The following is a 26,511-nucleotide window of genomic DNA, read 5'->3' on the forward strand; positions in this document are numbered from 1 at the left end:
ACTTGGTGTGGATGACGCTTCGCGTACGCCGCCGGCGTGCGCTCAAAGGGAAAGGCCATGAAGAAAGCAACCTGGCGCATGGTCGCGCATGGGCGCGTGCAGGGCGTGGGCTACCGCGCCGCCTGTGCCGACGCAGCGGACGAGCTCGGCCTGGGCGGCTGGGTGCGCAATCGGGTCGACGGCACGGTCGAGGTGATGGCGCACGGCACGGTCAAGCAGCTCGAAGCGCTGCAAGCGTGGATGGAAACGGGCCCGCCGGAGGCACGCGTGACGCTCGTCGAGGTCGGGCCTGGGGAAGGGGAGTTTGCCGGCTTCGAGTTCCGGCCGACGATTTAGCCTGGGGCCGTGCTCAGGCGGCGGTCCAGTCGACGGCCGTGCGGCCGTGCGCTTCCAGCCAGCGGTTGGCTTCGCGGAAGTGGCCGCAGCCGAGGAAGCCGCGGTGCGCCGACAGCGGCGATGGGTGTGGCGCTTCCAGCACGCAGTGGCCGTCGCCCAGCAGCGGCTTCTTGGCCTGCGCGTGGCTGCCCCACAGCATGAACACCAGATTCGGGCGGCTGGCTGCCAGATGCTGGATCAGGCAGTCGGTGACCGCCTCCCAGCCGCGCCGAGCGTGGCTGGCCGCCTGGCCTTGCTCGACCGTCAGCACGGTGTTGAGCAACAGTACGCCCTGGCACGCCCAGCCTTCCAGGTTGCCGGAGGTGCGCGGCGGGCCGTTGCCATCCGCGCCGAACTCCGCGGCGATCTCCTTGAAGATATTGCGCAGGCTGGGCGGTACCTTGATGCCCTCCGGCACCGAGAAGGCCAGCCCGTGCGCCTGCGGCATCTCCACGCCGCCGACCGTGCCGGTGCCGTGGTACGGGTCCTGGCCCAGGATCACCACCTTGACCGCGTCGGGCGGCGTCAGGTGCAGCGCATGGAAGACGTGGTGCGGGAACACCGGCTTGCCGGCGGCGCGCTCGCCATCGACAAAGGCGGCCAGTTCCTGCCACGCCGGCACCTGGATGCACGGATCGAGCAGCGCGCGCCAGGCGTCGGGCAGGGCGTCGGCCTGGGCCTGCAGGCTGGCGGTCGGCGCGGGCTCGCCGGGGGCGCGGGTATCGGTGGCGAAGAGATCGGCTTGCATGCGTCGGGAAAGCGGGGCGAGGAAAAACGCGATTATGACGCCTTGCCTTCGGCAATGCCTGCCAGGCGGTAGCCGCGTGCGGCTTTGCTGAGGTCGGATGGGGCCAGCGTTGCAACGCCGGCCAGCCGTGCGGCGAAGGCGCGCAGGGCGACTGCAGCATGCGCGGCGTCGCCGTCGAGCCATTCCAGTTCGAGTTCCTGGATGCGTTCCTGCGCGGCACTGGCCGGTGCGGTGATGGTGCCGGTGTCGAGTGCCGCCTCGATGCGCGCGCCGTTCTGGCTGACCAGCCAGGTGCGACGGACGAAGTCGGTGCGGAACACGGGGGCCAGCCGGCCGATCAGCGGTGCCAGTACGGCCTGCGCTTCGGCGGGGAAGCGCTGGAGGTCGATGGCCTCGCCGGCAATTTCGGTTTCCCATTCATGGCGCGTGGCCAGGCCGCCCTGGCTGCTGCCGGCGGTCTTCAGCGTCTGCAGCCATTGTTCGCCCTTGCGACGCAGGCGGAGTGCGGCGCGCGCCTGCGCCAGGTCGCGTGCGGGCGTATCGAGGTAGACGTTGAGCAGGGTGGCTTCGCCCTGCGGCGTGCCGTTGGCGTCGAGCCAGGCGGCCAGCGGGGCGAGGGCGGCGTCGGGGACGGCCAGCTTGAGTTCGATTTCCTGGGGCATGGCGATGTGGGGGTTCTTGGGTGTGGGTAAATGCAATACCTTCGCAAATCACCACAGACCGGTCCCCTCTCCCGCTCGCGGGAGAGGGGAGCAAACCGCCAGCGTGCTGAGCGCGTCGGCAGGCGTTCGCCTCAGGCAAACAACCGCGCCAGTTCCACCCCCGGATCCGGCGCCCGCATGAACGCCTCACCCACCAGGAACGCATGCACGTTGGCATCGCGCATGCGCTTCACATCTGCCGGGCCAAGGATGCCGGACTCGGTCACCACCAGCTTGTCTGCCGGCATATGAGGCAGCAGGTCCAGCGTGTTGTCCAGCGACACCTCAAAGGTCCGAAGGTTGCGGTTGTTCACACCCAGCAGCGGGGTCTTCAGGCGCAGGGCGGCATCGAGTTCATCGTCACCATGCACTTCCACCAGCACGTCCATGCCGAGCTCAAGCGCGCAGGCTTCCAGTTCAGCCATCAGGCCCGGGTCCAGCGCGGCCACGATCAGCAGGATGCAGTCGGCGCCCCAGGTGCGCGCTTCGTACACCTGGTACAGGTCGACCATGAAGTCCTTGCGCAGGGCAGGCAACGGGCAGGCGCCGCGGGCGCGCTTCAGGTAGTCGGCATGGCCCTGGAAGAAGTTCACGTCAGTCAGCACCGACAGGCAGGCGGCACCATGGCTGGCATAGCTCTCGCCGATGGCCTCGGGCACGAAGTTCTCGCGCAGCACGCCCTTGGAGGGCGAGGCCTTCTTGACCTCGGCGATCACGCCGGCGTGGCCGGCGGCGATCTTCTCGCGCAGCGCGCGCTCAAAGCCGCGCGGCGCCAGGCCGGCCTCGTTGCGCAGGCTTTCGGCCTCGGCGCGCAGGCTGGGCAGCTCGCGCTTCTTGCGCGCGGCGGACACTTCATCGGCCTTCACGGCCAGGATTTTTTGCAGGATGTCGGACATACGGCTTTCCGCCAGAAAAATGTGGATCAGGCCTTGAACTGCTGCGTGGCGCGCACGAACCGGTCGAGCTTCTCACGCGCCGCGCCGCTGGCAATGGCTTCGCGCGCGCGGCGGATGCCGTCCTCGACCGAGTCGGCCACGTTGGCGGCGTACAGCGCCGTGCCGGCGTTCAGCGAAACGATTTCGCGCGGCGTCCCCGGCACGTTGGACAGCGCCTCCAGCAGCATTTCCTTCGACTCGGCCGCATCGGCCACCTTCAGGCCGCGGTTGGAGATCATCTGCAGGCCGAAGTCCTCGGGGTGGATCTCGTACTCGCGCACCTCGCCGTCCTTCAGTTCGCCCACCAGCGTGGCGGCGCCGAGCGAGACCTCGTCCATCCCGTCCTTACCGTAGACCACGATGGCGTGCTTGGCGCCCAGGCGCTGCATCACGCGCACCTGGATGCCGACCAGGTCAGGGTGGAATACGCCCATCAGGATGTTGGGCGCATCGGCCGGGTTGGTCAGCGGGCCCAGGATGTTGAAGATGGTGCGCACGCCCATTTCCTTGCGGATCGGGGCCACGTTCTTCATCGCCGGATGGTGCGTCGGCGCGAACATAAAGCCGATGCCGGTCTCCTCGATGCACTGGCCGACCTGCTCTGGCGTCAGCATGATGTTCACGCCGAGCGCCTCCAGCACGTCGGCGCTGCCCGACTTGGAGCTGACGCCACGGTTGCCGTGCTTGGCGATCTTCGCGCCGGCGGCGGCCGCGACGAACATCGATGCGGTCGAGATATTGAAGGTGTGCGAGCCGTCGCCGCCGGTGCCGACGATATCGACGAAGTTGTCGCGGTCCTTGACCGTGACCTTGTTGGCGAACTCGCGCATCACCTGCGCGGCGGCCGAGATCTCGCCGATGGTTTCCTTCTTCACGCGCAGGCCGGTCAGGATCGCGGCGGCCATCACGGGCGAGATCTGCGCCTGCATGATCTGCCGCATCAGGTGCAGCATCTCGTCATGGAAGATCTCGCGGTGTTCGATGCAGCGCGTCAGGGCTTCTTGCGGCGTGATGGACATGGCGTTCTCGATGTCGGAAGTCTGGGAAGTCTGCGGGGCGTGATGCGTACTGGCGGGTGCGGAATCGAGCAGTCTCATCGCGGCGCCTTGACGAAGTTGGCCAGCATTGCATGGCCATGCTCGGACAGGATCGACTCGGGATGGAACTGCACGCCTTCCACGGCGAGCGTCTTGTGGCGCACGCCCATGATTTCGCCGTCCGGGGTCCAGGCGGTGATCTCCAGGCAATCGGGCAGGGTCTCGCGCTCGATCGCCAGCGAATGATAGCGCGTCACGTCGAAGTGCTTGGGCAGTCCGGCGAACACGCCTTGCTGGGTGGTCTCGATGGTGCTGACCTTGCCGTGCATGACCCGCTTGGCGCGGATCACCTTGCCACCGAAGGCCTCCCCGATGGCCTGGTGGCCCAGGCACACGCCCAGCAGCGGAATCTTGCCGGCAAAGTGCTGCAGCGTCGCCACCGAGATGCCGGCTTCCTTCGGGCTGCACGGGCCGGGCGAGACGCAGATGTGGTCCGGCTTGAGCGCCTCGATCTCCTCGATGGTGATCTCATCGTTGCGGTAGGTGCGTACGTCCACGCCCAGTTCGCCAAAGTATTGGACCAGGTTGTAGGTGAACGAATCGTAGTTGTCGATCATCAGCAGCATGGCGTCTGTCCCCTGTTCTATCAGATGTCGGAGTCCAGGCCATCCTGGACCTGCTCGGCGGCACGGATCACGGCGCGTGCCTTGGCTTCGGTTTCCCTCCATTCGGATTCGGGATCCGAATCGGCGACGATGCCGGCGGCGGCCTGCACATACAGGTTGCCATCCTTGACGATGCCGGTGCGGATCGCGATCGCCAGGTCCATCTCGCCGCCGAAGGACAGGTAGCCCACCGCGCCGCCGTAGATGCCGCGCTTGCGCGGTTCAAGTTCGTCGATGATTTCCATCGCGTGGACCTTGGGCGCGCCCGACAGCGTGCCGGCCGGGAAGGTCGCGCGCAGCACGTCGAGGTTGCTGATGCCTTCGCGCAGCGTGCCTTCGACCGAGCTGACGATGTGCTGCACGTGCGAGTACTTCTCTATCACCATCTTGTCGGTGACCTTGACCGAGCCGGTCTCGGCGATGCGGCCGATATCGTTGCGCGCCAGGTCGATCAGCATCACGTGCTCGGCGATCTCCTTGGGATCGTTCAGCAGCTCGGTGGCGAGCTGGGCGTCCTTCTCCGGCGTATTGCCGCGCGGGCGCGTGCCGGCCAGTGGGCGGATGGTGACGATGTGTTCGCTGCGCGTGTCCCCATTGGTGCCGACCTTGCGTTCCTCCTGGCGCACCAGGATCTCCGGCGACGCGCCCACCACCTGGAAGTCGCCGAAGTTGTAAAAGTACATGTACGGCGACGGGTTCAGCGAGCGCAGCGCGCGGTACAGCGACAGCGGCGCATCGCGGTAGGGCTTCACCAGGCGCTGGCCGATCTGCACCTGCATCATGTCGCCGGCCATGATGTATTCCTTGGCCTTGTGCACGGCGGCCAGGTAGTCGGCCTTGGCGAACTCGCGGTAGACCTCGGTCTGCACCGACGGGCTGGTGACCGGGACGTCCACAGGCTGGCGCAGCTTCATGCGCAGCTCGCGCAGGCGCTGGCGGGCGCGGGGGTAGGCCTCCGGCGTGGTCGGGTCGGCGTAGACGATCAGGTAGAGCTTGCCCGACAGGTTGTCGATGACGGCCAGCTCCTCGCACAGCAGCAGCTGGATATCGGGCAGGTTCAGGTCATCGGGCTTTTGCGTGTTGGCGAGCTTTTTCTCGATATAGCGCACCGCGTCGTAGCCGAAGTAGCCGGCCAGGCCGCCGCAGAAGCGGGGTAGTCCGGGGCGCAATGCCACCTTGAAGCGCTTTTCGAACTCGGCGATGAAATCGAGCGGATTGCCCTCGTGGGTCTCCACCACCTTGCCGTCGGTCACCACCTCGGTGCGGTTGCCGAAGGCGCGCAGCAGCGTGCGGGCATGCAGGCCGATAAACGAGAAGCGTCCGAAGCGCTCGCCACCCACCACCGATTCGAGCAGGAAGGTATTGACGCCGCGCGTTTGCGACTGGGCCAGCTTCAGGTACAGCGACAGCGGCGTTTCCAGGTCGGCGAAGGCCTCGGCGATCAGCGGGATGCGGTTGTAGCCCTGGTCGGCCAGCGATTTGAATTCCAGTTCGGTCATGTCGGTCCTCTTGTGCGGCCCGCGCTGCGCGTCGGATGGTCAGGCGCGGCGCCGCTTGTCGGCAGATAAAGCTGGAGCGTATGGAATACCCGCCCCGGTGGCGGACCGTGGTGCAAGGAGCTTGCGGACAAGACTGCACACGGCCGGAGAGAGGGCGTGCGGCGCGTTCTTGAGCTAAACGTAGCACACGAATATGGCGGCTACGCTGGCTTGCGGCGGGTTTTGGTGGGAATGGCCGGCACGGATAGGTACCTTAGCCGGTGTGGCGAGGCCCTCGGGTCGAGGGCTCGTCAGCAGACTCGCGAACGCACTTTACGCCTGTTGGGAGGCGCGCCAGCGACGCCAGGGCCAAGCCTGCCGATCACTGCCAGAAGAGATGCGTTTGCGGTTGAGAAACATTGAATGTTCAGGGATTCCGGTCGAGATCGACGCGGTTGTGTCGACCTTATCGATGACCTGCCCGGTGTGCCGCAAACAGCTCTGCGGCGTGGGCAATGGAGTCGACTATACCATCGGCTTCGACGGCTTGTACAGGGTTGCCATGGTTGTAGCCATAGGGCACCAGCAGCACGCCCATGCCGGCCGCGCGGGCCGCCTGGGCGTCGTTTTCCGAGTCGCCCAGCGCCGCCATCGCGGTCGGCTCCAGCCGGAATGCCTCCGCCACCTTGAGCAGCGGGAACGGGTCCGGCTTGCGCAGCGCGAAGGCGTCGCCCCCATACACCAGCTCGAAATACGGCGCCAGCCCGGTCTTGGCCAGCAGCGGCTCGGTGAAGCTGTAGGGCTTGTTGGTCACGCAGGCCAGCCGCAAACCGGCCGCCTTCATCGCCGCCAGCCCTTCGCGCACGCCAGGGTAGACCTGGGAGAACTGGCCGTTGATGCGGATGTACTCGCGGTCGTACAGCGCGTAGGCATCGGCGAACAGGCCGTTGGCGTGCAGCGGCGCGAAGCGCGCGTCGAGCACGCGCCGGATCAGGTTCTCGGAGCCCTTGCCGACGTAGCTGACGATTTCCTGCTCGGACATCGGCGCCACCGGGCCCAGGTTGGGGTGCTGGCGGCCCAGCGCCAGCAGCATGGCGTTGATCGACGCGTGGAAATCGCCCGCGGTGTCGACCATGGTGCCGTCCAGGTCGACAATCACGCCTTCGATGCCGCGCCAGTCGGTGCGGCGCAGGGTCACGCCCGCAGTCATTGGCCGACCTTCGCCAGCTCGCCGCGCAGTGCCGAGATAATGCCGCGGTAGCCACCGTCCGCATCCGGCTTGCCGAACACGGCCGAGCCCGCCACGAAGGTATCCGCGCCGGCCGCGGCGATCTCGGCGATGTTGTCGACCTTCACGCCGCCGTCCACTTCCAGCAGGATGGTGCGGCCGGTGCGGGCCTTGTATTCATCGATGCGCTGGCGCACGGCGCGCAGCTTGTTCAGCGTCTCGGGGATGAAAGACTGGCCGCCGAAGCCCGGGTTGACCGACATCAGCAGGATCACGTCCAGGCGGTCCATCACGTGGTCCAGGTGGTGCAGCGGCGTGGCCGGGTTGAACACCAGGCCGGCCTGGCAGCCGTTGTCGCGGATCAGCGCCAGCGACCGGTCCACGTGCTCGCTGGCTTCCGGGTGGAAGGTGATGATATTGGCGCCTGCCTTGGCAAAGTCCGGGATGATGCGGTCCACCGGGCGCACCATCAGGTGCACGTCGATCGGCGCGGTCACGTGCGGGCGGATCGCCTCGCACACCAGCGGGCCCACGGTCAGATTGGGCACGTAATGGTTGTCCATCACGTCGAAGTGGATCCAGTCGGCGCCAGCCTCGGTCACACGGCGCACTTCCTCGCCCAGGCGGGCAAAGTCGGCGGACAGGATGGACGGGGCGATGCGGAAGGTGGGCGTGCTCATGATGGCGTGGGTGGCGATGGCGGCGAGGATGGGGATGAATGCTGTTTGCGCCTCTGCCGCAATGCCTGGGGCTGGCGGCGGAGGGAACGTCCGGCGGGCCGTGGCGTGCGCCCCGGGGCGCTGCCCGGGACGGCCAGGCTTTGAAAGGGCTATATTCTACCGCCGCCCCGCCGGGCCCGTGCTCTTGCGGGTGCTCTTGCCCGTGCCGCGCCCATCCCGCACAATGCGGCTACCCATTTCCTCTTGCCGGCCGCCTGCCGCCGGCCCTGCCCAAGATGAGCGAGTACGCCTTCTCCGTCTCGGTACGTACCCAGTACCTGCCGGACCAGTCAGATCCTGAGCGCGGGCGCCATGCCTTCGCCTACACCATCACCATCCACAACACCGGCGAAGTGGCGGCGCAGCTGATCTCGCGCCACTGGATCATCGCCGACAGCGACAACGGTACGCAGGAAGTTGCCGGCCTTGGCGTGGTCGGCCACCAGCCGCTGCTCAAGCCTGGCGAGCATTTTGAATACACCAGCTGGGCCACCATCTCGACCCCGGTCGGTTCGATGAAGGGCGAATACTTCTGCGTGGCCGAGGACGGCCACCGCTTCGAGGTGCCGATCCCGGAATTCGCGCTAGTACTGCCGCGCATGCTGCACTGAGCGCGCGGCGCGTCTGGCAAGTGCGGGGAACCTACTGGCGCTTGGCGTTGTCCTGATCCTGCGCCGGCGCTTCGGGTGCCTGCGAGGCCTGGCGGGACGGATGGTTGTCGGGCGCGCGCGTGGGGCGCGGGTTCTTCTTGGCCGTGCCCATGGTCCAGACCACGATAAAGATCAGCAGGAACAGCGCCACGCCGGCTTCCAGGGCGAACAGCAGCATGGGATGGGCTTCGAAGAACTTGCTCATGGCGGATGCGGCTAAGGCCCACGGGGCGCAGGCTGTAAAGGATGACTGGTGATTGTAGGGCAATCGGCCCGGCGATCCATGCCCGCGCAGCGACGGCGGCGGACACTGAACAATAAGCACGATGGCATACGCGGATTTCCTTTCGATTTCTCCTGGTTCCTCCTCGCGCCTTGGCGGGCCAGCCCGCGCCTGGCTCGCCCTGGCCGGCGCCGCCGCGCTGTTGGCCGGCTGCATGAGCGGCCCGCCGCCGCGTATCGAGACCGGCCCGGCCGGCACCACGCCGCCACCGACGGCATCCTCCCAGAAGGGCTGGCTGCAGGCGGCCAACTGGAACGAAATCGGCGGCTGGACCCAGGACGACGTGCGCGCCGCCTGGCCCGCGCTGCAGGCGAGCTGCCAGGCGCTGAAGAAGCGCGCCGAGTGGAGCCGGGCCTGCGCCGCCGGCATGATGGTCGACGCCGGCGACCTCGACGCCATGCGTGCCTATTTCGAGACCAATTTCCAGCCGTTCCGCGTCGTTAACGGCGACGGCACCGACAGCGGCCTGATCACCGGCTACTACGAACCTATCCTGCACGGCTCGCGCACGCGCCAGGGGCGATACCAGGTGCCGCTGTACCGCAAGCCGGCGCAATTCGGCAACCGCCCGCTGCCCGGCCGCGCCGAGCTGCTGCAGAACCCGGCCATGCGTGGCAATGAGCTGGTGTGGGTGGACGATCCGGTCGAGGCCGCTTTCCTGCAGATCCAGGGTTCGGGGCGCATCCGCATGGCCGATGGCACCATGATGCGGGTCGGCTTTGGCGGCACCAACGACCAGCCGTTCCGCTCGATTGGCAAGTGGCTGCTGGAACGTGGCGAGATTACCCCGGCGCAGGCCACCATGCAGGGCATCAAGGCGTGGGCGCGCGCCAACCCGGGCCGCGTCGAGGAGATGCTGAACGTTAACCCGCGCTTCGTCTTCTTCCGCGAGCTACCACCCAACAACGACGGCCCGGTGGGCGCGCTGGGCGTGCCGCTGACCGCGGAGCGCTCGATCGCGGTCGATCCGGCGACCATCCCGCTGGGCGTGCCGGTGTTCCTGTCGACCACGCGCCCGCTGTCGACCGAGCCGATCCAGCGGCTGATGTTCGCGCAGGATACTGGCAGCGCCATCAAGGGCGGGGTGCGCGCGGACTTCTTCTGGGGTGCAGGCGATGCCGCCGGCGAGACCGCGGGCCGCATGAAGCAGGGCGGCCGCATGTGGGTGCTGATGCCGCGCAGCTGACGCGCCGCGCGGCCATCCGCGGGCGCCCGCCTTAGCGCGGGCGCTGGTCGACGATGCGCCGCGCCTTGCCCACCGAACGCTCGATACCGCCCTCAGGCAGCACCTCGATGCCGGCGCTAACGCCGATATAGGACTTGATCTCGTACGCCAGCCGCTCGCGCGCCGCGTGCGCCAGCGCCGGCTGGCTGCCGTGGGCGCACTCCACGCGCACGGTCAGCGCGTCCATGTGACCGTCCTTGCTCAGCACGCACTGGTAGTGCGGCGCGAGCTCGGCGTGCTTCAGGATCAGTTCCTCGATCTGCGACGGGAACACGTTGACCCCGCGCACGATCATCATGTCGTCGGTACGGCCGGTGACCTTCTCCATGCGGCGGAATGCCGCACGCGCCGTGCCGGGCAGCAGGCGGGTCAGGTCGCGGGTCCGGTAGCGCACCACTGGCATCGCCTCCTTGGTGAGCGAGGTGAACACCAGTTCGCCGAACTCGCCGTCGGGCAGTACTTCGCCGGTATCAGGGTCGATGACTTCCGGGTAGAAATGGTCTTCCCAGATGGTCGGGCCGTCCTTGGTCTCGGCGCACTCATTGGCCACGCCCGGGCCCATCACCTCTGACAGGCCGTAGATATCGACCGCCGAAATGCCCATGCGCTTCTCGATTGCCACCCGCATTTCCGGTGTCCACGGCTCGGCGCCGAAGATGCCCACCTGCAGCGAACAGCTGGCCGGGTCGATGCCCTGGCGCTCGAACTCGTCGGCGATCGCCAGCATGTAGCTGGGGGTGACCATGATCACCTCGGGCTTGAAGTCGAGGATCAGCTGCACCTGGCGCTCGGTCTGGCCGCCGCCGAAGGGGATCGCGGTCAGGCCGGCCTTTTCCACGCCGTAGTGTGCGCCCAGCCCGCCGGTGAAGAGTCCATAGCCATAGCTGATATGCACCTTGTCGCCGCGCCGCGCGCCCGAGGCGCGGATCGAGCGCGCCATCACCGTGGCCCAGTTGTCGATGTCCTTGAGCGTGTAGCCGACCACGGTCGGCTTGCCGGTGGTGCCGGATGAGGCGTGGATCCGCGCCACGCGGTCCTGCGGCACGGCGAACATGCCGAACGGGTAGTTGTCGCGCAGGTCCTGCTTGCTGGTGAACGGGAAGCGCGCCAGGTCGGCCAGCGAGCGGAGCTGGTCGGGATGGACGCCGGCTTCGTCGAACTTGCGGCGGTACACCGGCGAGTTGCTGTAGGCGTGGTTGAGCGACCACTTCAGCCGTTCCAGCTGCAAGGCCTGCAGCTCGGCGCGGCTGGCGGTCTCGATCGGATCCAGGGGCAGATCGGTCAGGCGCGTGCTCATGTCGTCTCCTGCACGGGGGGGCGTTTGTCGTAGGTGTCTGCGGGATTCGCTCAGGCGCCGTCGGGTGGCGGCACCACGTGTCCCTTGATGTGCGCAGACTTGCCGCGGAACATCGCCACCACCTGGCCTGCGGCGTTGGTCACGCGGATGTCATAGATGCCGTGCCGGCCGGACAGGATCTGCTCGACTGCCTCGGCGGTCAGCACGTCGCCGCCGTGCACGGGTTTGAGGAACTCGATGCTGCAGCCCGCCGCCACGGTATTGATGTTGTGGCTGTTGCAGGCGAAGGCGAAGGTCGAATCGGCCAGCGTGAACATCAGGCCGCCGTGGCAGATGCCGTGTCCGTTGAGGAATTCCTTGCGCACCGGCATGGTCAGCCGGGCGTAGCCGGGGCCGACGGCTTCGACCGTGATCCCCAGCCAGCGGCTGCAGGTATCGGCTTCATACATGGCGGCGGCGGCCGCTTCGGCGAGGGCCTGGGGGTCCTGTTTCAAGCGTGTCTCCTATAGACGTGCAGGGCGGGCGCCTTACTTGCCGGTGAAGTGCGCGGCGCGCTTTTCGAGGAAGGCGTTGACGCCCTCGGCATAGTCGGCGGACTGGCCGAGTTCGCGCTGCAGGTCGCGTTCCATATCGAGCTGGGCATCCAGCGTGGCGGTGGTGCTGGCGTACATGGCGCGCTTGATCGCAGCCAGCGCCCGGGTCGGCTGCGCCGCCAGGTGGGTGGCCAGCGCCAGGGCCTGTTCGGGCAGCAGCGGGTCGTCCATCGCTTCCCAGATCAGGCCCCACTTCTCGGCTTCTTCGGCGGACAGGCGCTCGCCGGTCATCGCCAGTCCCAGCGCCCGCGCCATGCCGATGCGCCGCGGCAGCAGCCAGGTGCCACCTGAATCCGGCACCAGCCCGATCTTGACGAAGGCCTGGATGAAGGTGGCCGAGCGCGCCGCCAGCACCATGTCGCAGGCCAGCGCCAGGTTGGCGCCGGCACCGGCCGCGGTGCCGTTAACCGCGGCCACCACCGGCATCGGCAGGGCCTGCAGCCGGCGGATCAGCGGGTTGAACCAGGTATCGATCAGCTCGCCCAGGTCGGTCATGTGGGCCGGCGTGAAGTCGAGGTCGGCCAGGTCCTGGCCGGCGCAGAAGCCACGGCCGGATCCGGTCAGCAGCAGGGCGCGCGCGCCGCCGGCTTCGACGTGGTCAAGTGCCTGCTGCAGCGCCTTGTGCATCTCGCGGGTGAAGCTGTTGAGCTTGTCGGGGCGGTTGAGTGTGATGACGGCGACCGGGCCTTGCCATTGCAGCAAGACCGGACCGGCGTCGACGCTGACCGGCTGGCCAGCGGGCGTGGACATCGGGGGCATTGGGCTGTCTCCTGCCTGTATGGGCTCGCGGTCGGCGCGGGTGGGGTGTCTTATGGTCCCGCTTAAATAAACCGACCAGTCGGTCGGTAAATGGTAGCACTAATCCCCATGCGCGGGTTGTCTCGCGCCATCGACATGGCGGGCGGGCAAGTCAAGGCGATGGGTGGCGATGCGCTATCAGGGTGCTGCCTGTGAGAGGCGGAGCCATTCGTCGAGACCGATGCGGCCAAGGCGCGCCTCGCCCAACGGCACGAGCGAATGCTCCTCGACGCGGCCGCCGAAGTATCGGGCCTCGGGGTCGCGCACGACCTCACGCGGGTCGCCGACCGCCTTGAGATAGCGGGCGACGATTTCGTTGAACGGCGCTCGCTCCGGGCCCGCGATCTCGACGATGCCGTTTAGCGGCGCCGCGAGCGCCACATCGGCAACGATGGCGGCAACGTCGTCCGCTGCAATGGGCTGGAACAGACCGGGCGAAAGCCTGACGATGTTTCCATCCGCACTTGAATCGGCGATGCCGCCGAGGAATTCCATAAACTGGGTCGAGCGGATGATGGTGTAGGGGATGCCGGAGGTCTCGATCAGTTTCTCTTGGGCGACCTTGGCGCGGAAATAGCCATTGTCGGGCGTGCGGTCGATTCCGACGATTGAAAGCGCGACATGGTGCTGGACGCCGGCAGAGGCCTCCGCCGCGTGAAGGTTGCGGCCGGAGGTCTCGAAGAATTCCAGCACTGCCTTGTCTTCAAATGAGGGCGAATTGGCGAGGTCGATCACCACTTGCGCGCCGCCCATGGCCTCCTTGAGCCCCTCGCCAGTGATGCTGTTAACACCGCTTCTGGGCGAGGCGGCGACGACCTCGTGGCCGGCCTGGCGGAGAATGGGGACGGTCTTCGAGCCGATCAGCCCAGTCCCGCCGATGACGACGATCTTCATGGCTTACCCTCCTATGTCAAACACTGGAGACCCTTAAATGGGTTCGAATGCAGGTGAGGAAAGTATATGGGTCGGGTCGGGGTTACTACGACCCTTGTCTGGCGAGAATTCCGTCGACTCTCAAGTTAGGTGGCAGAATAGCCTGCCAATCAGACGGCGAGAGATGTCGTAACTCATTGATTTTCTGAGGGTCAGGCCTTGAGATAGATGGCAGGCGACACGCGTATTGTCTCGCTGGATAAGAGATTGACTCACTTACGCACAGAGGAGAAGACATGTCGTACGAAAACATCCTGGTCGAGACCCGCGGCCGTGTTGGCCTGGTCACGCTGAACCGCCCGAAGGCCCTGAACGCGCTCAACGACGCGCTGATGGACGAACTGGGGGCCGCGCTGACGGCCTTCGACCAGGATGAGGGCATCGGCGCCATCGTCATTACCGGCAGCGAGCGCGCCTTCGCCGCCGGGGCCGACATCGGCATGATGGCCAAGTACTCCTTCATGGACGTCTATAAGGGGGACTACATCACCCGCAACTGGGAAACCATCCGCAAGATCCGCAAGCCGGTGATCGCCGGCGTGGCCGGCTACGCGCTGGGCGGCGGCTGCGAACTGGCCATGATGTGCGACATCATCATCGCGGCCGACTCGGCCAAATTCGGCCAGCCGGAAGTGAAGCTCGGCACCATGCCCGGCGCCGGCGGCACCCAGCGCCTGCCGCGCGCAGTGTCCAAGGCCAAGGCCATGGACCTGTGCCTGACCTCCCGCATGATGGATGCCGCCGAAGCCGAGCGCTCGGGCCTGGTGTCGCGCGTGGTGCCGGCCGACAAGCTGCTGGACGAGGTGCTGGCTGCCGCTGAAACCATCGCCGGCTACTCGCTGCCGGTGGTGATGATGATCAAGGAGTCGGTCAACGCCGCCTACGAGACCACGCTGGCCGAAGGCGTTCGCTTCGAGCGCCGGCTGTTCCATGCCACCTTCGCCAGTGAAGATCAGAAGGAGGGCATGGCTGCTTTCGTCGAGAAGCGCAGCCCGAATTTCCAGCATCGCTGAGAACTTGATAGGGGAATACCCGAGAGCAGTGAGGGGGTATTAACACGCGCCTGCACCTGCAAATCTCGGGATTCTCTTTATCGCTCAAAGGGTTACGAGATAATCCCGGAACCCCCTAACCGAACGTTGTGACAAAGGTGTTGCAAGGTGCGCGGATCCGGCCTACTATTCGCCCCCTCGCAACACAACGCGGCGCTGCAAAGCAGACGCAGCAAGGGTTGCGGGGTTGACCGGGAGGTCAGCGCAGCGAGGTTTGCAGCGCTGACCGCAGCAGAAAAAGATTGCTGAAGCGGTTGACGAAACGAAGAAAGCTCTGCATAATCGCTTTCTCTGCTGCTGACGCAGCGACGCTAACGGCAAAGCCGGAGGCGCGGTCGAAAGACCAGGTTCTTTAACAACCAAACAACCGATAAGTGTGGGCGCTGGGTAGCGGACGCCGCTGTCTTCGGACAGTGATGCTTCAAAAGTTATCAGTGCTCGCACAGCAAAACGTGACTGGATCTTCGGATCTGGTCAGTCAGTTTTCTGAGAGTGAGCGACCGCTCGAAAGAGCGAGGGCCCGCGAGGGTCCACACAGAGATTGAACTGAAGAGTTTGATCCTGGCTCAGATTGAACGCTGGCGGCATGCCTTACACATGCAAGTCGAACGGCAGCACGGGCTTCGGCCTGGTGGCGAGTGGCGAACGGGTGAGTAATACATCGGAACGTGCCCTGTAGTGGGGGATAACTAGTCGAAAGATTAGCTAATACCGCATACGACCTGAGGGTGAAAGCGGGGGACCGCAAGGCCTCGCGCTACAGGAGCGGCCGATGTCTGATTAGCTAGTTGGTGGGGTAAGAGCCTACCAAGGCGACGATCAGTAGCTGGTCTGAGAGGACGATCAGCCACACTGGGACTGAGACACGGCCCAGACTCCTACGGGAGGCAGCAGTGGGGAATTTTGGACAATGGGGGCAACCCTGATCCAGCAATGCCGCGTGTGTGAAGAAGGCCTTCGGGTTGTAAAGCACTTTTGTCCGGAAAGAAATGGCCTGGGTGAATACCCCGGGTCGATGACGGTACCGGAAGAATAAGCACCGGCTAACTACGTGCCAGCAGCCGCGGTAATACGTAGGGTGCGAGCGTTAATCGGAATTACTGGGCGTAAAGCGTGCGCAGGCGGTTTTGTAAGACAGGCGTGAAATCCCCGAGCTTAACTTGGGAATGGCGCTTGTGACTGCAAGGCTAGAGTATGTCAGAGGGGGGTAGAATTCCACGTGTAGCAGTGAAATGCGTAGAGATGTGGAGGAATACCGATGGCGAAGGCAGCCCCCTGGGACGTCACTGACGCTCATGCACGAAAGCGTGGGGAGCAAACAGGATTAGATACCCTGGTAGTCCACGCCCTAAACGATGTCAACTAGTTGTTGGGGATTCATTTCTTCAGTAACGTAGCTAACGCGTGAAGTTGACCGCCTGGGGAGTACGGTCGCAAGATTAAAACTCAAAGGAATTGACGGGGACCCGCACAAGCGGTGGATGATGTGGATTAATTCGATGCAACGCGAAAAACCTTACCTACCCTTGACATGCCACTAACGAAGCAGAGATGCATTAGGTGCCCGAAAGGGAAAGTGGACACAGGTGCTGCATGGCTGTCGTCAGCTCGTGTCGTGAGATGTTGGGTTAAGTCCCGCAACGAGCGCAACCCTTGTCTCTAGTTGCTACGCAAGAGCACTCTAGAGAGACTGCCGGTGACAAACCGGAGGAAGGTGGGGATGACGTCAAGTCCTCATGGCCCTTATGGGTAGGGCTTCACACGTCATACAATGGTGCGTACAGAGGGTTGCCAACCCGCGAGGGGGAGCTAATCCCAGAAAACGCATCGTAGTCCGGATCGTAGTCTGCAACTCGACTACGTGAAGCTGGAATCGCTAGTAATCGCGGATCAGCATGCCGCGGTGAATACGTTCCCGGGTCTTGTACACACCGCCCGTCACACCATGGGAGTGGGTTTTGCCAGAAGTAGTTAGCCTAACCGCAAGGAGGGCGATTACCACGGCAGGGTTCATGACTGGGGTGAAGTCGTAACAAGGTAGCCGTATCGGAAGGTGCGGCTGGATCACCTCCTTTCTAGAGGCTTGTGTCTCAAGCCTAGCGTTCACACTTATCGGTTTGTTTGCTGTTACAGCCAAGGGTCTGTAGCTCAGGTGGTTAGAGCACCGTCTTGATAAGGCGGGGGTCGTAGGTTCAAGTCCTACCAGACCCACCAAGTTATCCATGCGGGGGATTAGCTCAGCTGGGAGAGCACCTGCTTTGCAAGCAGGGGGTCGTCGGTTCGATCCCGTCATCCTCCACCATCACCTGGTACCTTGGATTGGTTGTCAAATGAAAGCGCATCGCGACGATGAGGTTGCGAGTGTTTTCATTTGGCATTGCCAAGCGATCGCAAGATCGGCTGTTCTTTAAAAATATGGGATGTAGTAAAGGTGTCGTGAAGCCTTGATGAGAGGCTGCAGTACAAAACACGATACCGGGTTGTGATTGTATCAACCAAAATGTATTTAAGTGATCGAAAGATGACTTGGAATACGGCACAAATGCGAGAACTCATCCTGTAGCGACTTGTTTCGAGCGATCGAGACACACTCGTTATAGGGTCAAGCGAACAAGTGCATGTGGTGGATGCCTTGGCGATCACAGGCGATGAAGGACGCGGTAGCCTGCGAAAAGCTTCGGGGAGCTGGCAAACAAGCTTTGATCCGGAGATGTCCGAATGGGGAAACCCGGCCCGTATGGGTCATCCCACACTGAATTCATAGGTGTGGGAAGCGAACGCGGCGAACTGAAACATCTAAGTAGCTGCAGGAACAGAAATCAACCGAGATTCCCAAAGTAGTGGCGAACGAAATGGGAAGAGCCTTGTACTCTTTAGCAGTGGTGTTAGCAGAACGGGATGGAAAGCCCGGCCATAGCAGGTGATAGCCCTGTATGCGAAAACACGATTGTGGAACTAGGTGTACGACAAGTAGGGCGGGACACGTGAAATCCTGTCTGAAGATGGGGGGACCATCCTCCAAGGCTAAATACTCGTGATCGACCGATAGTGAACCAGTACCGTGAGGGAAAGGCGAAAAGAACCCCGGGAGGGGAGTGAAATAGATCCTGAAACCGCATGCATACAAACAGTCGGAGCCTGGCAACGGGTGACGGCGTACCTTTTGTATAATGGGTCAGCGACTTACATTCAGTGGCAAGCTTAACCGATTAGGGCAGGCGTAGCGAAAGCGAGTCCGAACAGGGCGTTGAGTCGCTGGGTGTAGACCCGAAACCAGATGATCTATCCATGGCCAGGTTGAAGGTGCGGTAACACGTACTGGAGGACCGAACCCACTAACGTTGAAAAGTTAGGGGATGAGCTGTGGATAGGGGTGAAAGGCTAAACAAATCTGGAAATAGCTGGTTCTCTCCGAAAACTATTTAGGTAGTGCCTCGTGTCTCACCTTCGGGGGTAGAGCACTGTCATGGTTGGGGGGTCTATTGCTGATTACCCCGCCATAGCAAACTCCGAATACCGAAGAGTGCAATCACGGGAGACAGACATCGGGTGCTAACGTCCGGTGTCAAGAGGGAAACAACCCAGACCGCCAGCTAAGGTCCCCAAATATGGCTAAGTGGGAAACGAAGTGGGAAGGCTAAAACAGTCAGGAGGTTGGCTTAGAAGCAGCCACCCTTTAAAGAAAGCGTAATAGCTCACTGATCGAGTCGTCCTGCGCGGAAGATGTAACGGGGCTAAGCCATATACCGAAGCTGCGGACGCGCGCAAGCGCGTGGTAGGAGAGCGTTCTGTAAGCCTGTGAAGGTGTCTTGTAAAGGATGCTGGAGGTATCAGAAGTGCGAATGCTGACATGAGTAGCGATAAAGGGGGTGAAAGGCCCCTCGCCGTAAGCCCAAGGTTTCCTACGCAACGTTCATCGGCGTAGGGTGAGTCGGCCCCTAAGGCGAGGCAGAGATGCGTAGCTGATGGGAAGCAGGTTAATATTCCTGCACCGTCGTATGATGCGATGGGGGGACGGATCGCGGAAGGTTGTCCGGGTGTTGGAAGTCCCGGTCCCTGCATTGGAGAAGGCGCTTAGGCAAATCCGGGCGCGGAATTCAAGGATGTGGGGCGAGCGGCCTAGTGCTGCGAAGCAATTGGAAGTGGTTCCAAGAAAAGCCTCTAAGCTTCAGTCATACGAGACCGTACCGCAAACCGACACAGGTGGGCGAGATGAGTATTCTAAGGCGCTTGAGAGAACTCGGGAGAAGGAACTCGGCAAATTGGTACCGTAACTTCGGGATAAGGTACGCCCTGGTAGCTTGACTGGCCTGCGCCAGAAGGGTGACGGGGTTGCAATAAAATGGTGGCTGCGACTGTTTAATAAAAACACAGCACTCTGCAAACACGAAAGTGGACGTATAGGGTGTGACGCCTGCCCGGTGCCGGAAGATTAAATGATGGGGTGCAAGCTCTTGATTGAAGTCCCGGTAAACGGCGGCCGTAACTATAACGGTCCTAAGGTAGCGAAATTCCTTGTCGGGTAAGTTCCGACCTGCACGAATGGCGTAACGATGGCCACACTGTCTCCTCCCGAGACTCAGCGAAGTTGAAGTGTTTGTGATGATGCAATCTCCCCGCGGCTAGACGGAAAGACCCCATGAACCTTTACTGTAGCTTTGCATTGGACTTTGAACCGATCTGTGTAGGATAGGTGGGAGGCTTTGAAGCGTGGACGCTAGTTCACGTGGAGCCGTCCTTGAAATACCACCCTGGTTTGTTTGAGGTTCTAACCTTGACCCGTGAATCCGGGTCGGGGACAGTGCATGGTAGGCAGTTTGACTGGGGCGGTCTCCTCCCAAAGTGTAACGGAGGAGTTCGAAGGTACGCTTGGTACGGTCGGACATCGTACCTAAAGTGCAATGGCAAAAGCGTGCTTAACTGCGAGACCGACAAGTCGAGCAGGTGCGAAAGCAGGACATAGTGATCCGGTGGTTCTGAATGGAAGGGCCATCGCTCAACGGATAAAAGGTACTCTGGGGATAACAGGCTGATACCGCCCAAGAGTTCATATCGACGGCGGTGTTTGGCACCTCGATGTCGGCTCATCTCATCCTGGGGCTGTAGCCGGTCCCAAGGGTATGGCTGTTCGCCATTTAAAGAGGTACGTGAGCTGGGTTTAAAACGTCGTGAGACAGTTTGGTCCCTATCTGCCGTGGGCGTTGGAATCTTGACGGGGGCTGCTCCTAGTACGAGAGGACCGGAGTGGACGTACCGCTGGTGTACCTGTTGTCTCGCCAGAGGCATCGCAGGGTAGCTATGTACGGAAGAGATAACCGCTGAAAGCATCTAAGCGGGAAACTCGCCTGAAGATGAGGATTCCCTGGAGGCTTGACCTCCTTGAAGGGTCGTTCGAGACCAGGACGTTGATAGGCTGGGTGTGGAAGCGCAGTAATGCGTTAAGCTAACCAGTACTAATTGCCCGTAAGGCTTGATCCTATAACCAGTGTGTTTTACCTGGTGTGTGTGATCGTGTCTGTGCCAGATACGCACAACCCCCAACTACATCCCTATTCGTGACGCTGGCTTCAACCCCAGCGCCACAACCCCTTATGCCTGGTGACCATAGCGAGTTGGAACCACCCCTTCCCATCCCGAACAGGTCCGTGAAACGACTCCGCGCCGATGATAGTGCGGATTACCCGTGTGAAAGTAGGTCATCGCCAGGCTCTTATCCCGCAGAACCCCAGCCCTAACAGGCTGGGGTTTTTGCTTTCTAAGGCGTGCGAATCGCATGCTCCCTCGATGTGACCTCCTGGCCGTTGCCGGTCGTTGTTTTCGTGCTGCATCGCGGGTCGTCCAGCATTCCGGCGGCGCCGACCTTCTGCTATGTTCGACACTCAAGTGCCCACGCGGGCACGAAGTCGTTTGCAACAGCGTTTTGCAGCAAGCAGTGAGCAATAGCCAGGCCTTCGCCCAGGAAGCAAGGCCGGTTTCGGGATTCGAGGGGTTACATGACGGCCAAGGTGTTTCGGCTGGTTTTCACCGGCGCCGCCGGCGCACTGCTGCTGGCGGGATGCGCTTCCACTCCCCCAACTTCCGCGGTTCCCTTAGGCGATAACGCTCCCACGGCCGCCAACTCCGCGATCGATTGCCAGGCTTTCGCCAGGCGTATGTCCGCTCACGCCGCGGCGCAGGCAGCCGCCGAAGCGCGCGCGGTGTCGTCGCACGACCCGCTGAGCGCCGCCAACACCCGCGCGGTCGAGGCGGAATCCGGTGAAGACGGCGAGCCCGACGACGCCGCACCGCCTCCGACCCTCGCCACGCTGCCACTGTTCTCCGTCGCGCAGCGCCGCGATCAGCTACCGGTCGGCTGGCAGCCCTGGACCATCAACCGCAACAAGATCCCCACCCGCTATTCGATGGCGGAGGTCGACCAGCGCGTAGTCGTTCATGCGCAGGCCGAAAGCTCGGCCTCCGGCCTCTACGTGCCGCTGCGCGACCGCGATGCCGGCATGCTGCGCTGGACCTGGAAAACCAGCGGCATCATCCGCAACGCCGACAACAGCCACGGCCGCGCGAGGATTCGCCGCTGCGCCTGTTCGTCGCCTTCGATGGCGACAAGGGCGGCCTGCCGCTGAAAGACCAGTTGATGTACGAGATGGCCCGGCTCACCACCGGCCGCGAAATGCCTTACGCCACGCTGATGTATATCTGGGGCGGCAGGCGCGCGGAAGGTACCGTGCTGTCCAATCCCCATACCGACCGTGTGCGCATGATTGTGGTAGATAGCGGCATGAAGCACACCAATGAATGGCGATGCCATGAGCGCGACCTGCGCGCCGACTATCGCGAGGCGTTCGGGACGGATCCGGGCCGCGTCATTGCGGTCGGCATCATGACCGATACCGACAACACCAAGAGCAAGGTGGAATCCTGGTACGGAGACATCGCGCTGGACTGATGCCGGCGCGCTGAGGCAACAGGCTCAACCGCCGACTGGCTCGGCCAGCGCGAGCACTGCGAACGACGCCAGCCAGTGCGTGGACACATACTGGCCCTCGACGGCCTGCGGCAGCGAAGCGTCGACATGGTCCGACCACGCCCGGACAGCGAGGGGCCGCAGGGGCTCCGGCAGCGCCGGTTCCAGCAGGCGCCAGCACCACGCGCGCGACAGGTTGAGCCCGTCCAGGTGCGACGTCTTGGGATCGTTGCGGTTGCCGACCTCGACCGGCGTCAGCCAGTTGGCCAGCTCCACCTGCGCCGGCACGAACAACTCCCACCATTCCGCAAACGCGCTGCCGTCCATCACGGCGCGCATCAGCACGGCCTCGGTCATGCCGCCTGACAGGAATTCGTCGCCGCCGGGTTCATAGCGCGCCGGATATTTCCGATCATGCGCGAACCAGCGGTGCGCGCGCCGCACGATGGCGCGGCGCAGGGCGGGATCCTGCTGGGTCCGTGCATAGGCCAGCGCCATCACCAGTGCAAAGGCGCTGTTGAAGTGAGTGCCGGTGCGCACCGGGAAATCCGCCGCATCCAGGAACTCAGCCAGTTGCCGCGCCAGATGGGAGGACAGCGGCGCGCACGCCGCAGCCCAGCCGGCCGCCTGCGCGTCGTGCTGCGACAAGGCGAGCAGCTCCGCCTGCAGCTTCAGCATCCAGCCCCAACCGTAAGGACGTTCGAAGGTCCGCGAACCCGGCCGATGGAAATAATCGAGCTCGACCGCGATGCCCTGCGGCCGCAACTGCGTGTCCAGCGTTTCGCGGATGCGCGGCGCTTCCTCGAGGTCGGGGAACAGCCCAGCAGCCGCACCAGGAGCCAGTGCATGTGCACGCTGGAGTGCCAGTCATAGCTGCCGCAGAACACAGGGTGCCAGGTCGCCGGCTCGGCCACGTCGCCGGCGCCTGCCATCATGTGATCCACCTTGTACGGATAGCGGCGCAGGACATTGTCCATGGCCACGCGCGCAAAGCTGCGCGCCGTCTCGCGATCCAGCGCCGAGCGGCCCATCGCTGAAGCTCCCCTGTTATTGTCGATGTGCCCCGTCACGCAGGTGCCAGCCATTTCTCCGCCAGCCGCACGAAGAAGGTCGAGCCGACCGGCAGCAACTCGTCGTTGAAGTCGTAGCTCGGGTTGTGCAGCATGCAGGGCCCAAGCCGTGCCCGGACTCGCGGTGCGCGCCGTCGCCGTTGCCCAGGAACAGGTAGCAGCCGGCTTGTGCTGCAGCATGAAGGAAAAGTCCTCGGCGCCCATGGTGGGCTCGACGTCGCTGTCGACGTTGGCCGGGCCGACCAGTTCGGTGGCCACCGTCGCGGCAAAGCCGGTTTCGGCTTCGCTGTTGATCGTCGGCGGGTAGTTGCGGCGGAATTCGTATTCGATGGTGCAATCGAACGCCGTCGCCACCGCGCGCGCCACCTCTTCCATGCGCCGCTCGATCAGGTCGAGCACCGGCACCGTGAACGTGCGCACCGTGCCGCCGATCCAGGCCTGGTCCGGCACGATATTGGTCGCGTCGCCGGCATGGAACTGCGTGACCGAGATCACCGCGGTGTCGATCGGACGCTTGTTGCCGGGTGATGATGCCCTGCAGTGCCGACACGATCTGCGCCGCGGTGAAGACTGGATCGTTGCCGTTGTGGGGCATCGCGGCGTGCGCCCCCTTGCCGCGCCACGACGATGCGGAACTCGTTGCTCGACGCCATTAGCGGGCCCGCGCGGGTGCCAAAGCGCCTACCGGCATGCCCGGCCAGTTGTGCACCCCGAACACTGCGTCGCACGGGAAGCGTTCGAACAGCCCGTCGTTGATCATCTCGCGCGCACCGCCGCCGCCTTTCCTCGGCCGGCTGAAGATCAGGTGACGGTGCCGTCGAAGGGCTTGTGCTGCGCCAGGTAGCGCGCCGCGCCGAGCAGCATCGCTGTGTGGCCGTCGTGGCCGCAGGCGTGCATCTTGCCCGCGTGTTGCGAGCGGTGGCCGAAGGTATTGGCCTCCTGCAGCGGCAGCGCGTTCCATGTCGGCGCGCAGGCCGATGCTGCGCCCGCTGCTGCCGTTGCGGATCACGCCGACCAGGCCGGTGGTGCCCAGCCCGCGATGGACTTCAATGCCCCACGATTCCAGGTGCGCGCGACCACGTCGGCGGTGCGCTGTTCCTCGAAGCAGAGTTCCGGTGGGCGTGGATGTCGCGTCGGATTGCCTGGATTCGGCTTGCGCCTGCAGGATTTCGGTATGAGCTTCATGATGCCGGGAGTCTGGGGCGGAAGGGGCCTGTGCCATGCAGCGCAAGGCGTTGGATTACCCGATCATACGATGCCTGCCCGCAAAGCGCCAAAATGCGGCGAAACATGCGCCGGCGCCGTTTTGGCGCGGTGCAATATGCCACGCGGGTGGGTTTCCCCGCATTGCCGCGGCATGCAGTTCATGCTTGAAGTGCCCGGCCGGCAATCCGTTGCTTTGCGTTGCGCTAGCGCACCAAAACGCAGCGCCACCGCGTGACCCGTGGTGTGCGCGCATTGCCGATCCTTACGTCTGCTTCACTTCCTACAGGGAGAATTGCGCGATGTCCCTTCGCACTTTCAAGAAGGCAATTGGTGTGGTCGCGGTGACCGGGGCCCTTGGCCTGGCATTCGCCGGCAACGCCCAGGCCGCGGACCTCAAACTGGCCATGAGTTCGCCGCCGACCTCGATGGATCCGCACTTCTACAACCTGTTCTCCAATATCAACGTGTCGGAGCACGTGTTCGACTCGCTGGTCAAGATGGACCCGGACAGCCGCATCATCCCGGCCTGGCCGAGTCCTGGAAGCTGGTCAACAACCTCACCTGGGAATTCAAGATCCGCAAGGGCGTGAAGTTCCACGACGGCTCCGAGCTGACCACCGAGGACGTGGTCTGGTCGCTGGACCGCCCGGCCACCATCCAGAACAGCCGGGCAAGTTCGACGTCTACACCAAGGCGATCGTCAACAAGAAGGTGATCGACAAGTACACCATCCAGCTGACCACCAACCAGCCTTACCCGCTGATGCTGAACGACCTGACGTCGATCTTCATCGTGCAGAAGAAGGCCACGCAAGGGCTCAGTTCCGACGACTTCGCCCAGGGCAAGGGCATGATCGGCACCGGCCCGTTCAAGTTCGTCAGCTATGCCCGCGACGACCGGGTCGAGCTGGTACGCAACAACGATTACTGGGGCGCCAAGCCCGCCTGGGACAAGGCGACGCTGCGCTTTATCCCCAACCCGGCCACGCGCCTGGCGGCGCTGCTGTCGGGCGACGTGCAGGCGATCGAGAACGTGCCCACGCCTGACCTGCCAAGGTGCGGCAGGATCCCAAGCTGTCGTTCTTCTCCAAGATCTCGCACCGCGTGATCTACCTGTTCTTCGATGCCAAGCGCGACAAGTCGCCTTACGTTACCACCAAGGAAGGCGCGCCGATGGACAAGAACCCGCTGAAGGACGCGCGCGTGCGCAATGCCATCAGCATGGCCATCAACCGCCAGGGCATCAAGGACCGGCTGATGGAAGGCCTGTCCGAGCCGACCAACAACCTGGTGCCGCCCACGCTGTTCGGCTACAACCCCAACCTGAAGACGGTCAAGTACGACCCGAGGCCGCCAAGAAGCTGCTGGCCGAGGCGGGCTACCCGAACGGCTTCGGCGTGACGCTGCACACGCCCAACAATCGCTACGTCAACGACGAGAAAATCGCGCAGACCATCGCCCAGAACCTGACCCGCATCGGCATCGCCAAAAGGTGGAAGGCATGCCGATGGCGACGTACTCGTCCAAGGGCATCAAGCATGAGTGGTCGTTCGGCCTGCTCGGCTGGGGTGCGCAGACCGGCGAGGTCAGCTCGCCGCTACGCGCACTGCTGGCGTGCGAGGACAGCAAGAAGGGCTTCGGCACCACCAACTGGGGCGAGTACTGCAACCCCAAGATGGACGCGGTGCTGGAGAAGGCGCTGTCGACCGTGGACGACGGCGAGCGCTCCAAGCTGCTGCAGGAAGCCACCGCGATCGCGATCAACGATGGCGGTATCATCCCAATTCACCAGCAGGTGACTACCTGGGCCACGCAGAAGGGCATCGTCTACGTGCCGCGTACCGACGAGCGCACCTACGCGCATAACTTCAAGCCCCAGTAAGCGGCTGCCTGCCTGCTGCTGTGTTAGCGGTGCCGCGTACGGCTGCCGCGCCGCCTGGAAGCGCTTCGGCGCTGCCCGGGCGGCGCGCGCATTCGCGCGCGAAAGGATAGTGGTCTGAATATGCTGGTTTTCATCATCCGGCGCCTGATGCAGAGCGTGGTCGTGCTCTTCGTCATGTCGCTGCTGGTTTTCCTCGGCGTCTTTGCCATCGGCAATCCCGTCGACATCCTGATCAACCCGCAGGCCGACCAGGAGGACATCAAGCGCACCATCGCGGCGCTGGGCCTGGACAAGCCGCTGTGGGAGCAGTACTGGGTGTTCCTGCAGAACGCGCTGCAAGGCAACCTGGGTACCTCCTTCGCGCACGGCACGCCGGCGCTCAAGCTGATCTTCGAGCGCATGCCCGCCACCATGGAGCTGGCCGTGTGCGCAATCCTGCTGGCGATCGTGCTGGGGATCCCGCTGGGCCTGTGGGCCGGCCTGCGGCCCAACGGGGTGGCTGGCAAGTCGATCATGACGGTGTCGATCCTGGGCTTTTCGCTGCCCACCTTCTGGGTCGGCCTGATGCTGATCATGGTGTTCGCGGTGCAGCTCGGCTGGCTGCCGTCCAACGGGCGCGGCGAAACGGTGCGCGTGCTCGGGATCCCGCTCAGCTTCCTGACCGTCGACGGCATCC

Annotated in this window: 21 protein-coding genes, 2 tRNA genes, 3 rRNA genes and 4 pseudogenes; 15 read left to right on the forward strand and 15 right to left on the reverse strand. The window is 63.8% G+C overall.

The window, feature by feature from the left end; genetic code table 11:
- Nucleotides 1-57 precede the first annotated feature (57 nt).
- Nucleotides 58-336, forward strand: coding sequence for an acylphosphatase (locus K307_RS21895; protein WP_042882735.1), 279 nt, complete (start codon nucleotides 58-60; stop codon nucleotides 334-336).
- A 13-nt stretch (nucleotides 337-349) separates the two neighbouring features.
- Here K307_RS21895 and K307_RS21900 read toward each other — a convergent pair whose 3' ends face one another.
- The 8 genes from K307_RS21900 to rpe all read right to left on the reverse strand — a co-directional run bounded on the left by K307_RS21900 (nucleotide 350) and on the right by rpe (nucleotide 7,847).
- The gene (locus K307_RS21900) at nucleotides 350-1,123 is read right to left on the reverse strand and encodes a uracil-DNA glycosylase (protein WP_042882737.1); all 774 of its coding nucleotides are present in this window, start codon (nucleotides 1,121-1,123) and stop codon (nucleotides 350-352) included.
- Nucleotides 1,124-1,155: 32 nt separating this feature from the next.
- Nucleotides 1,156-1,785: a CYTH domain-containing protein gene (locus K307_RS21905; RefSeq protein WP_042882739.1), complete on the reverse strand. Its 630-nt coding sequence runs from the start codon at nucleotides 1,783-1,785 to the stop codon at nucleotides 1,156-1,158.
- Between the two features lie 131 nt (nucleotides 1,786-1,916).
- Complete coding sequence (trpC, locus tag K307_RS21910) at nucleotides 1,917-2,720, reverse strand: indole-3-glycerol phosphate synthase TrpC (protein ID WP_042882741.1); 804 nt, start codon at nucleotides 2,718-2,720, stop codon at nucleotides 1,917-1,919.
- A 26-nt stretch (nucleotides 2,721-2,746) separates the two neighbouring features.
- On the reverse strand, nucleotides 2,747-3,778 hold the full coding sequence (gene trpD, locus K307_RS21915; RefSeq protein WP_042882793.1) for an anthranilate phosphoribosyltransferase: 1,032 nt from the start codon (nucleotides 3,776-3,778) through the stop codon (nucleotides 2,747-2,749).
- A gap of 74 nt (nucleotides 3,779-3,852) precedes the next feature.
- Nucleotides 3,853-4,422 carry an anthranilate synthase component II gene (locus K307_RS21920; protein ID WP_042882742.1) on the reverse strand — a complete coding sequence of 190 codons (570 nt, stop codon included), beginning with the start codon at nucleotides 4,420-4,422 and terminating at the stop codon, nucleotides 3,853-3,855.
- A 20-nt stretch (nucleotides 4,423-4,442) separates the two neighbouring features.
- On the reverse strand, nucleotides 4,443-5,960 hold the full coding sequence (gene trpE, locus K307_RS21925; RefSeq protein ID WP_042882745.1) for an anthranilate synthase component I: 1,518 nt from the start codon (nucleotides 5,958-5,960) through the stop codon (nucleotides 4,443-4,445).
- 445 nt (nucleotides 5,961-6,405) lie between these two features.
- The gene (gene gph, locus K307_RS21930) at nucleotides 6,406-7,149 is read right to left on the reverse strand and encodes a phosphoglycolate phosphatase (protein ID WP_042882747.1); all 744 of its coding nucleotides are present in this window, start codon (nucleotides 7,147-7,149) and stop codon (nucleotides 6,406-6,408) included.
- The gene (gene rpe, locus K307_RS21935; protein ID WP_042882749.1) at nucleotides 7,146-7,847 is read right to left on the reverse strand and encodes a ribulose-phosphate 3-epimerase; all 702 of its coding nucleotides are present in this window, start codon (nucleotides 7,845-7,847) and stop codon (nucleotides 7,146-7,148) included. Before rpe ends, gph begins: the two co-directional genes overlap by 4 nt.
- A 275-nt stretch (nucleotides 7,848-8,122) precedes the next feature.
- On the opposite strand from rpe, the gene apaG reads away from it, so the two are divergent.
- Entirely contained in the window at nucleotides 8,123-8,497 is a 375-nt protein-coding gene (apaG, locus tag K307_RS21940) for a Co2+/Mg2+ efflux protein ApaG (protein ID WP_042882750.1), read from the forward strand.
- A gap of 31 nt (nucleotides 8,498-8,528) precedes the next feature.
- Here apaG and K307_RS21945 read toward each other — a convergent pair whose 3' ends face one another.
- On the reverse strand, nucleotides 8,529-8,741 hold the full coding sequence (locus K307_RS21945) for a hypothetical protein (protein ID WP_042882752.1): 213 nt from the start codon (nucleotides 8,739-8,741) through the stop codon (nucleotides 8,529-8,531).
- 121 nt (nucleotides 8,742-8,862) lie between these two features.
- Between K307_RS21945 and K307_RS21950 the strand changes: the two genes are divergently transcribed.
- Nucleotides 8,863-10,005: a murein transglycosylase A gene (locus K307_RS21950; RefSeq protein ID WP_042882754.1), complete on the forward strand. Its 1,143-nt coding sequence runs from the start codon at nucleotides 8,863-8,865 to the stop codon at nucleotides 10,003-10,005.
- Between the two features lie 31 nt (nucleotides 10,006-10,036).
- Here the strand turns inward: K307_RS21950 and paaK are convergent, their stop codons facing one another.
- The 4 genes from paaK to K307_RS21970 form a co-directional block, all read right to left on the reverse strand.
- Nucleotides 10,037-11,341 (reverse strand): phenylacetate--CoA ligase PaaK, encoded by a 1,305-nt coding sequence (gene paaK, locus K307_RS21955; RefSeq protein ID WP_042882756.1) that lies wholly within the window; start codon nucleotides 11,339-11,341, stop codon nucleotides 10,037-10,039.
- A 50-nt stretch (nucleotides 11,342-11,391) separates the two neighbouring features.
- Nucleotides 11,392-11,835 carry a hydroxyphenylacetyl-CoA thioesterase PaaI gene (gene paaI / locus K307_RS21960; protein WP_042882758.1) on the reverse strand — a complete coding sequence of 148 codons (444 nt, stop codon included), beginning with the start codon at nucleotides 11,833-11,835 and terminating at the stop codon, nucleotides 11,392-11,394.
- Between the two features lie 33 nt (nucleotides 11,836-11,868).
- Nucleotides 11,869-12,693 carry a 2-(1,2-epoxy-1,2-dihydrophenyl)acetyl-CoA isomerase PaaG gene (gene paaG, locus K307_RS21965; protein WP_042882760.1) on the reverse strand — a complete coding sequence of 275 codons (825 nt, stop codon included), beginning with the start codon at nucleotides 12,691-12,693 and terminating at the stop codon, nucleotides 11,869-11,871.
- 177 nt (nucleotides 12,694-12,870) lie between these two features.
- Entirely contained in the window at nucleotides 12,871-13,626 is a 756-nt protein-coding gene (locus K307_RS21970; RefSeq protein WP_042882761.1) for an SDR family oxidoreductase, read from the reverse strand.
- Nucleotides 13,627-13,901: 275 nt separating this feature from the next.
- Between K307_RS21970 and K307_RS21975 the strand changes: the two genes are divergently transcribed.
- The 7 genes and pseudogenes from K307_RS21975 to K307_RS22005 all read left to right on the forward strand — a co-directional run bounded on the left by K307_RS21975 (nucleotide 13,902) and on the right by K307_RS22005 (nucleotide 21,660).
- The gene (locus K307_RS21975; protein ID WP_042882762.1) at nucleotides 13,902-14,678 is read left to right on the forward strand and encodes an enoyl-CoA hydratase; all 777 of its coding nucleotides are present in this window, start codon (nucleotides 13,902-13,904) and stop codon (nucleotides 14,676-14,678) included.
- 582 nt (nucleotides 14,679-15,260) lie between these two features.
- Nucleotides 15,261-16,792: ribosomal RNA gene (locus K307_RS21980) — 16S ribosomal RNA — on the forward strand.
- A 62-nt stretch (nucleotides 16,793-16,854) separates the two neighbouring features.
- A tRNA-Ile gene (locus tag K307_RS21985) sits at nucleotides 16,855-16,931 on the forward strand.
- Between the two features lie 12 nt (nucleotides 16,932-16,943).
- Nucleotides 16,944-17,019, forward strand: a tRNA-Ala gene (locus tag K307_RS21990).
- 298 nt (nucleotides 17,020-17,317) lie between these two features.
- A 23S ribosomal RNA gene (locus tag K307_RS21995) occupies nucleotides 17,318-20,195 on the forward strand.
- 116 nt (nucleotides 20,196-20,311) lie between these two features.
- Nucleotides 20,312-20,425, forward strand: a 5S ribosomal RNA gene (rrf, locus tag K307_RS22000).
- Together the 16S, 23S and 5S rRNA genes with 2 tRNA genes alongside form the textbook arrangement of a ribosomal RNA operon.
- Before the next feature lie 285 nt (nucleotides 20,426-20,710).
- Nucleotides 20,711-21,660, forward strand: a pseudogene (locus tag K307_RS22005) (DUF3047 domain-containing protein).
- 24 nt (nucleotides 21,661-21,684) lie between these two features.
- Here K307_RS22005 and K307_RS22010 read toward each other — a convergent pair.
- A pseudogene (locus K307_RS22010) lies at nucleotides 21,685-22,763 on the reverse strand (DUF2891 domain-containing protein).
- Nucleotides 22,745-23,933, reverse strand: a pseudogene (locus tag K307_RS22015) (M20 aminoacylase family protein). Before K307_RS22015 ends, K307_RS22010 begins: the two co-directional pseudogenes overlap by 19 nt.
- Nucleotides 23,934-24,253: 320 nt before the next feature.
- Here K307_RS22015 and K307_RS51095 point away from each other — a divergent pair.
- The 5 genes and pseudogenes from K307_RS51095 to K307_RS22025 form a co-directional block, all read left to right on the forward strand.
- Complete coding sequence (locus K307_RS51095; RefSeq protein ID WP_419187163.1) at nucleotides 24,254-24,544, forward strand: hypothetical protein; 291 nt, start codon at nucleotides 24,254-24,256, stop codon at nucleotides 24,542-24,544.
- Complete coding sequence (locus tag K307_RS51100) at nucleotides 24,529-24,669, forward strand: ABC transporter substrate-binding protein (RefSeq protein ID WP_419187162.1); 141 nt, start codon at nucleotides 24,529-24,531, stop codon at nucleotides 24,667-24,669. Before K307_RS51095 ends, K307_RS51100 begins: the two co-directional genes overlap by 16 nt.
- Nucleotides 24,666-25,404, forward strand: a pseudogene (locus tag K307_RS51105) (ABC transporter substrate-binding protein); the annotation flags it as partial. The gene K307_RS51100 and the pseudogene K307_RS51105, both read left to right, overlap by 4 nt.
- Before the next feature lie 50 nt (nucleotides 25,405-25,454).
- Nucleotides 25,455-25,835, forward strand: a complete 381-nt coding sequence (locus K307_RS51110; RefSeq protein ID WP_419187164.1) for a hypothetical protein — start codon at nucleotides 25,455-25,457, stop codon at nucleotides 25,833-25,835.
- Nucleotides 25,836-25,955: 120 nt separating this feature from the next.
- The coding region (locus tag K307_RS22025) for an ABC transporter permease (protein ID WP_042882763.1) at nucleotides 25,956-26,511 on the forward strand (556 nt) is incomplete at its 3' end.

It is taken from the genome of Cupriavidus necator A5-1 (assembly GCF_000744095.1).
Taxonomy (GTDB): domain Bacteria; phylum Pseudomonadota; class Gammaproteobacteria; order Burkholderiales; family Burkholderiaceae; genus Cupriavidus; species Cupriavidus necator_A.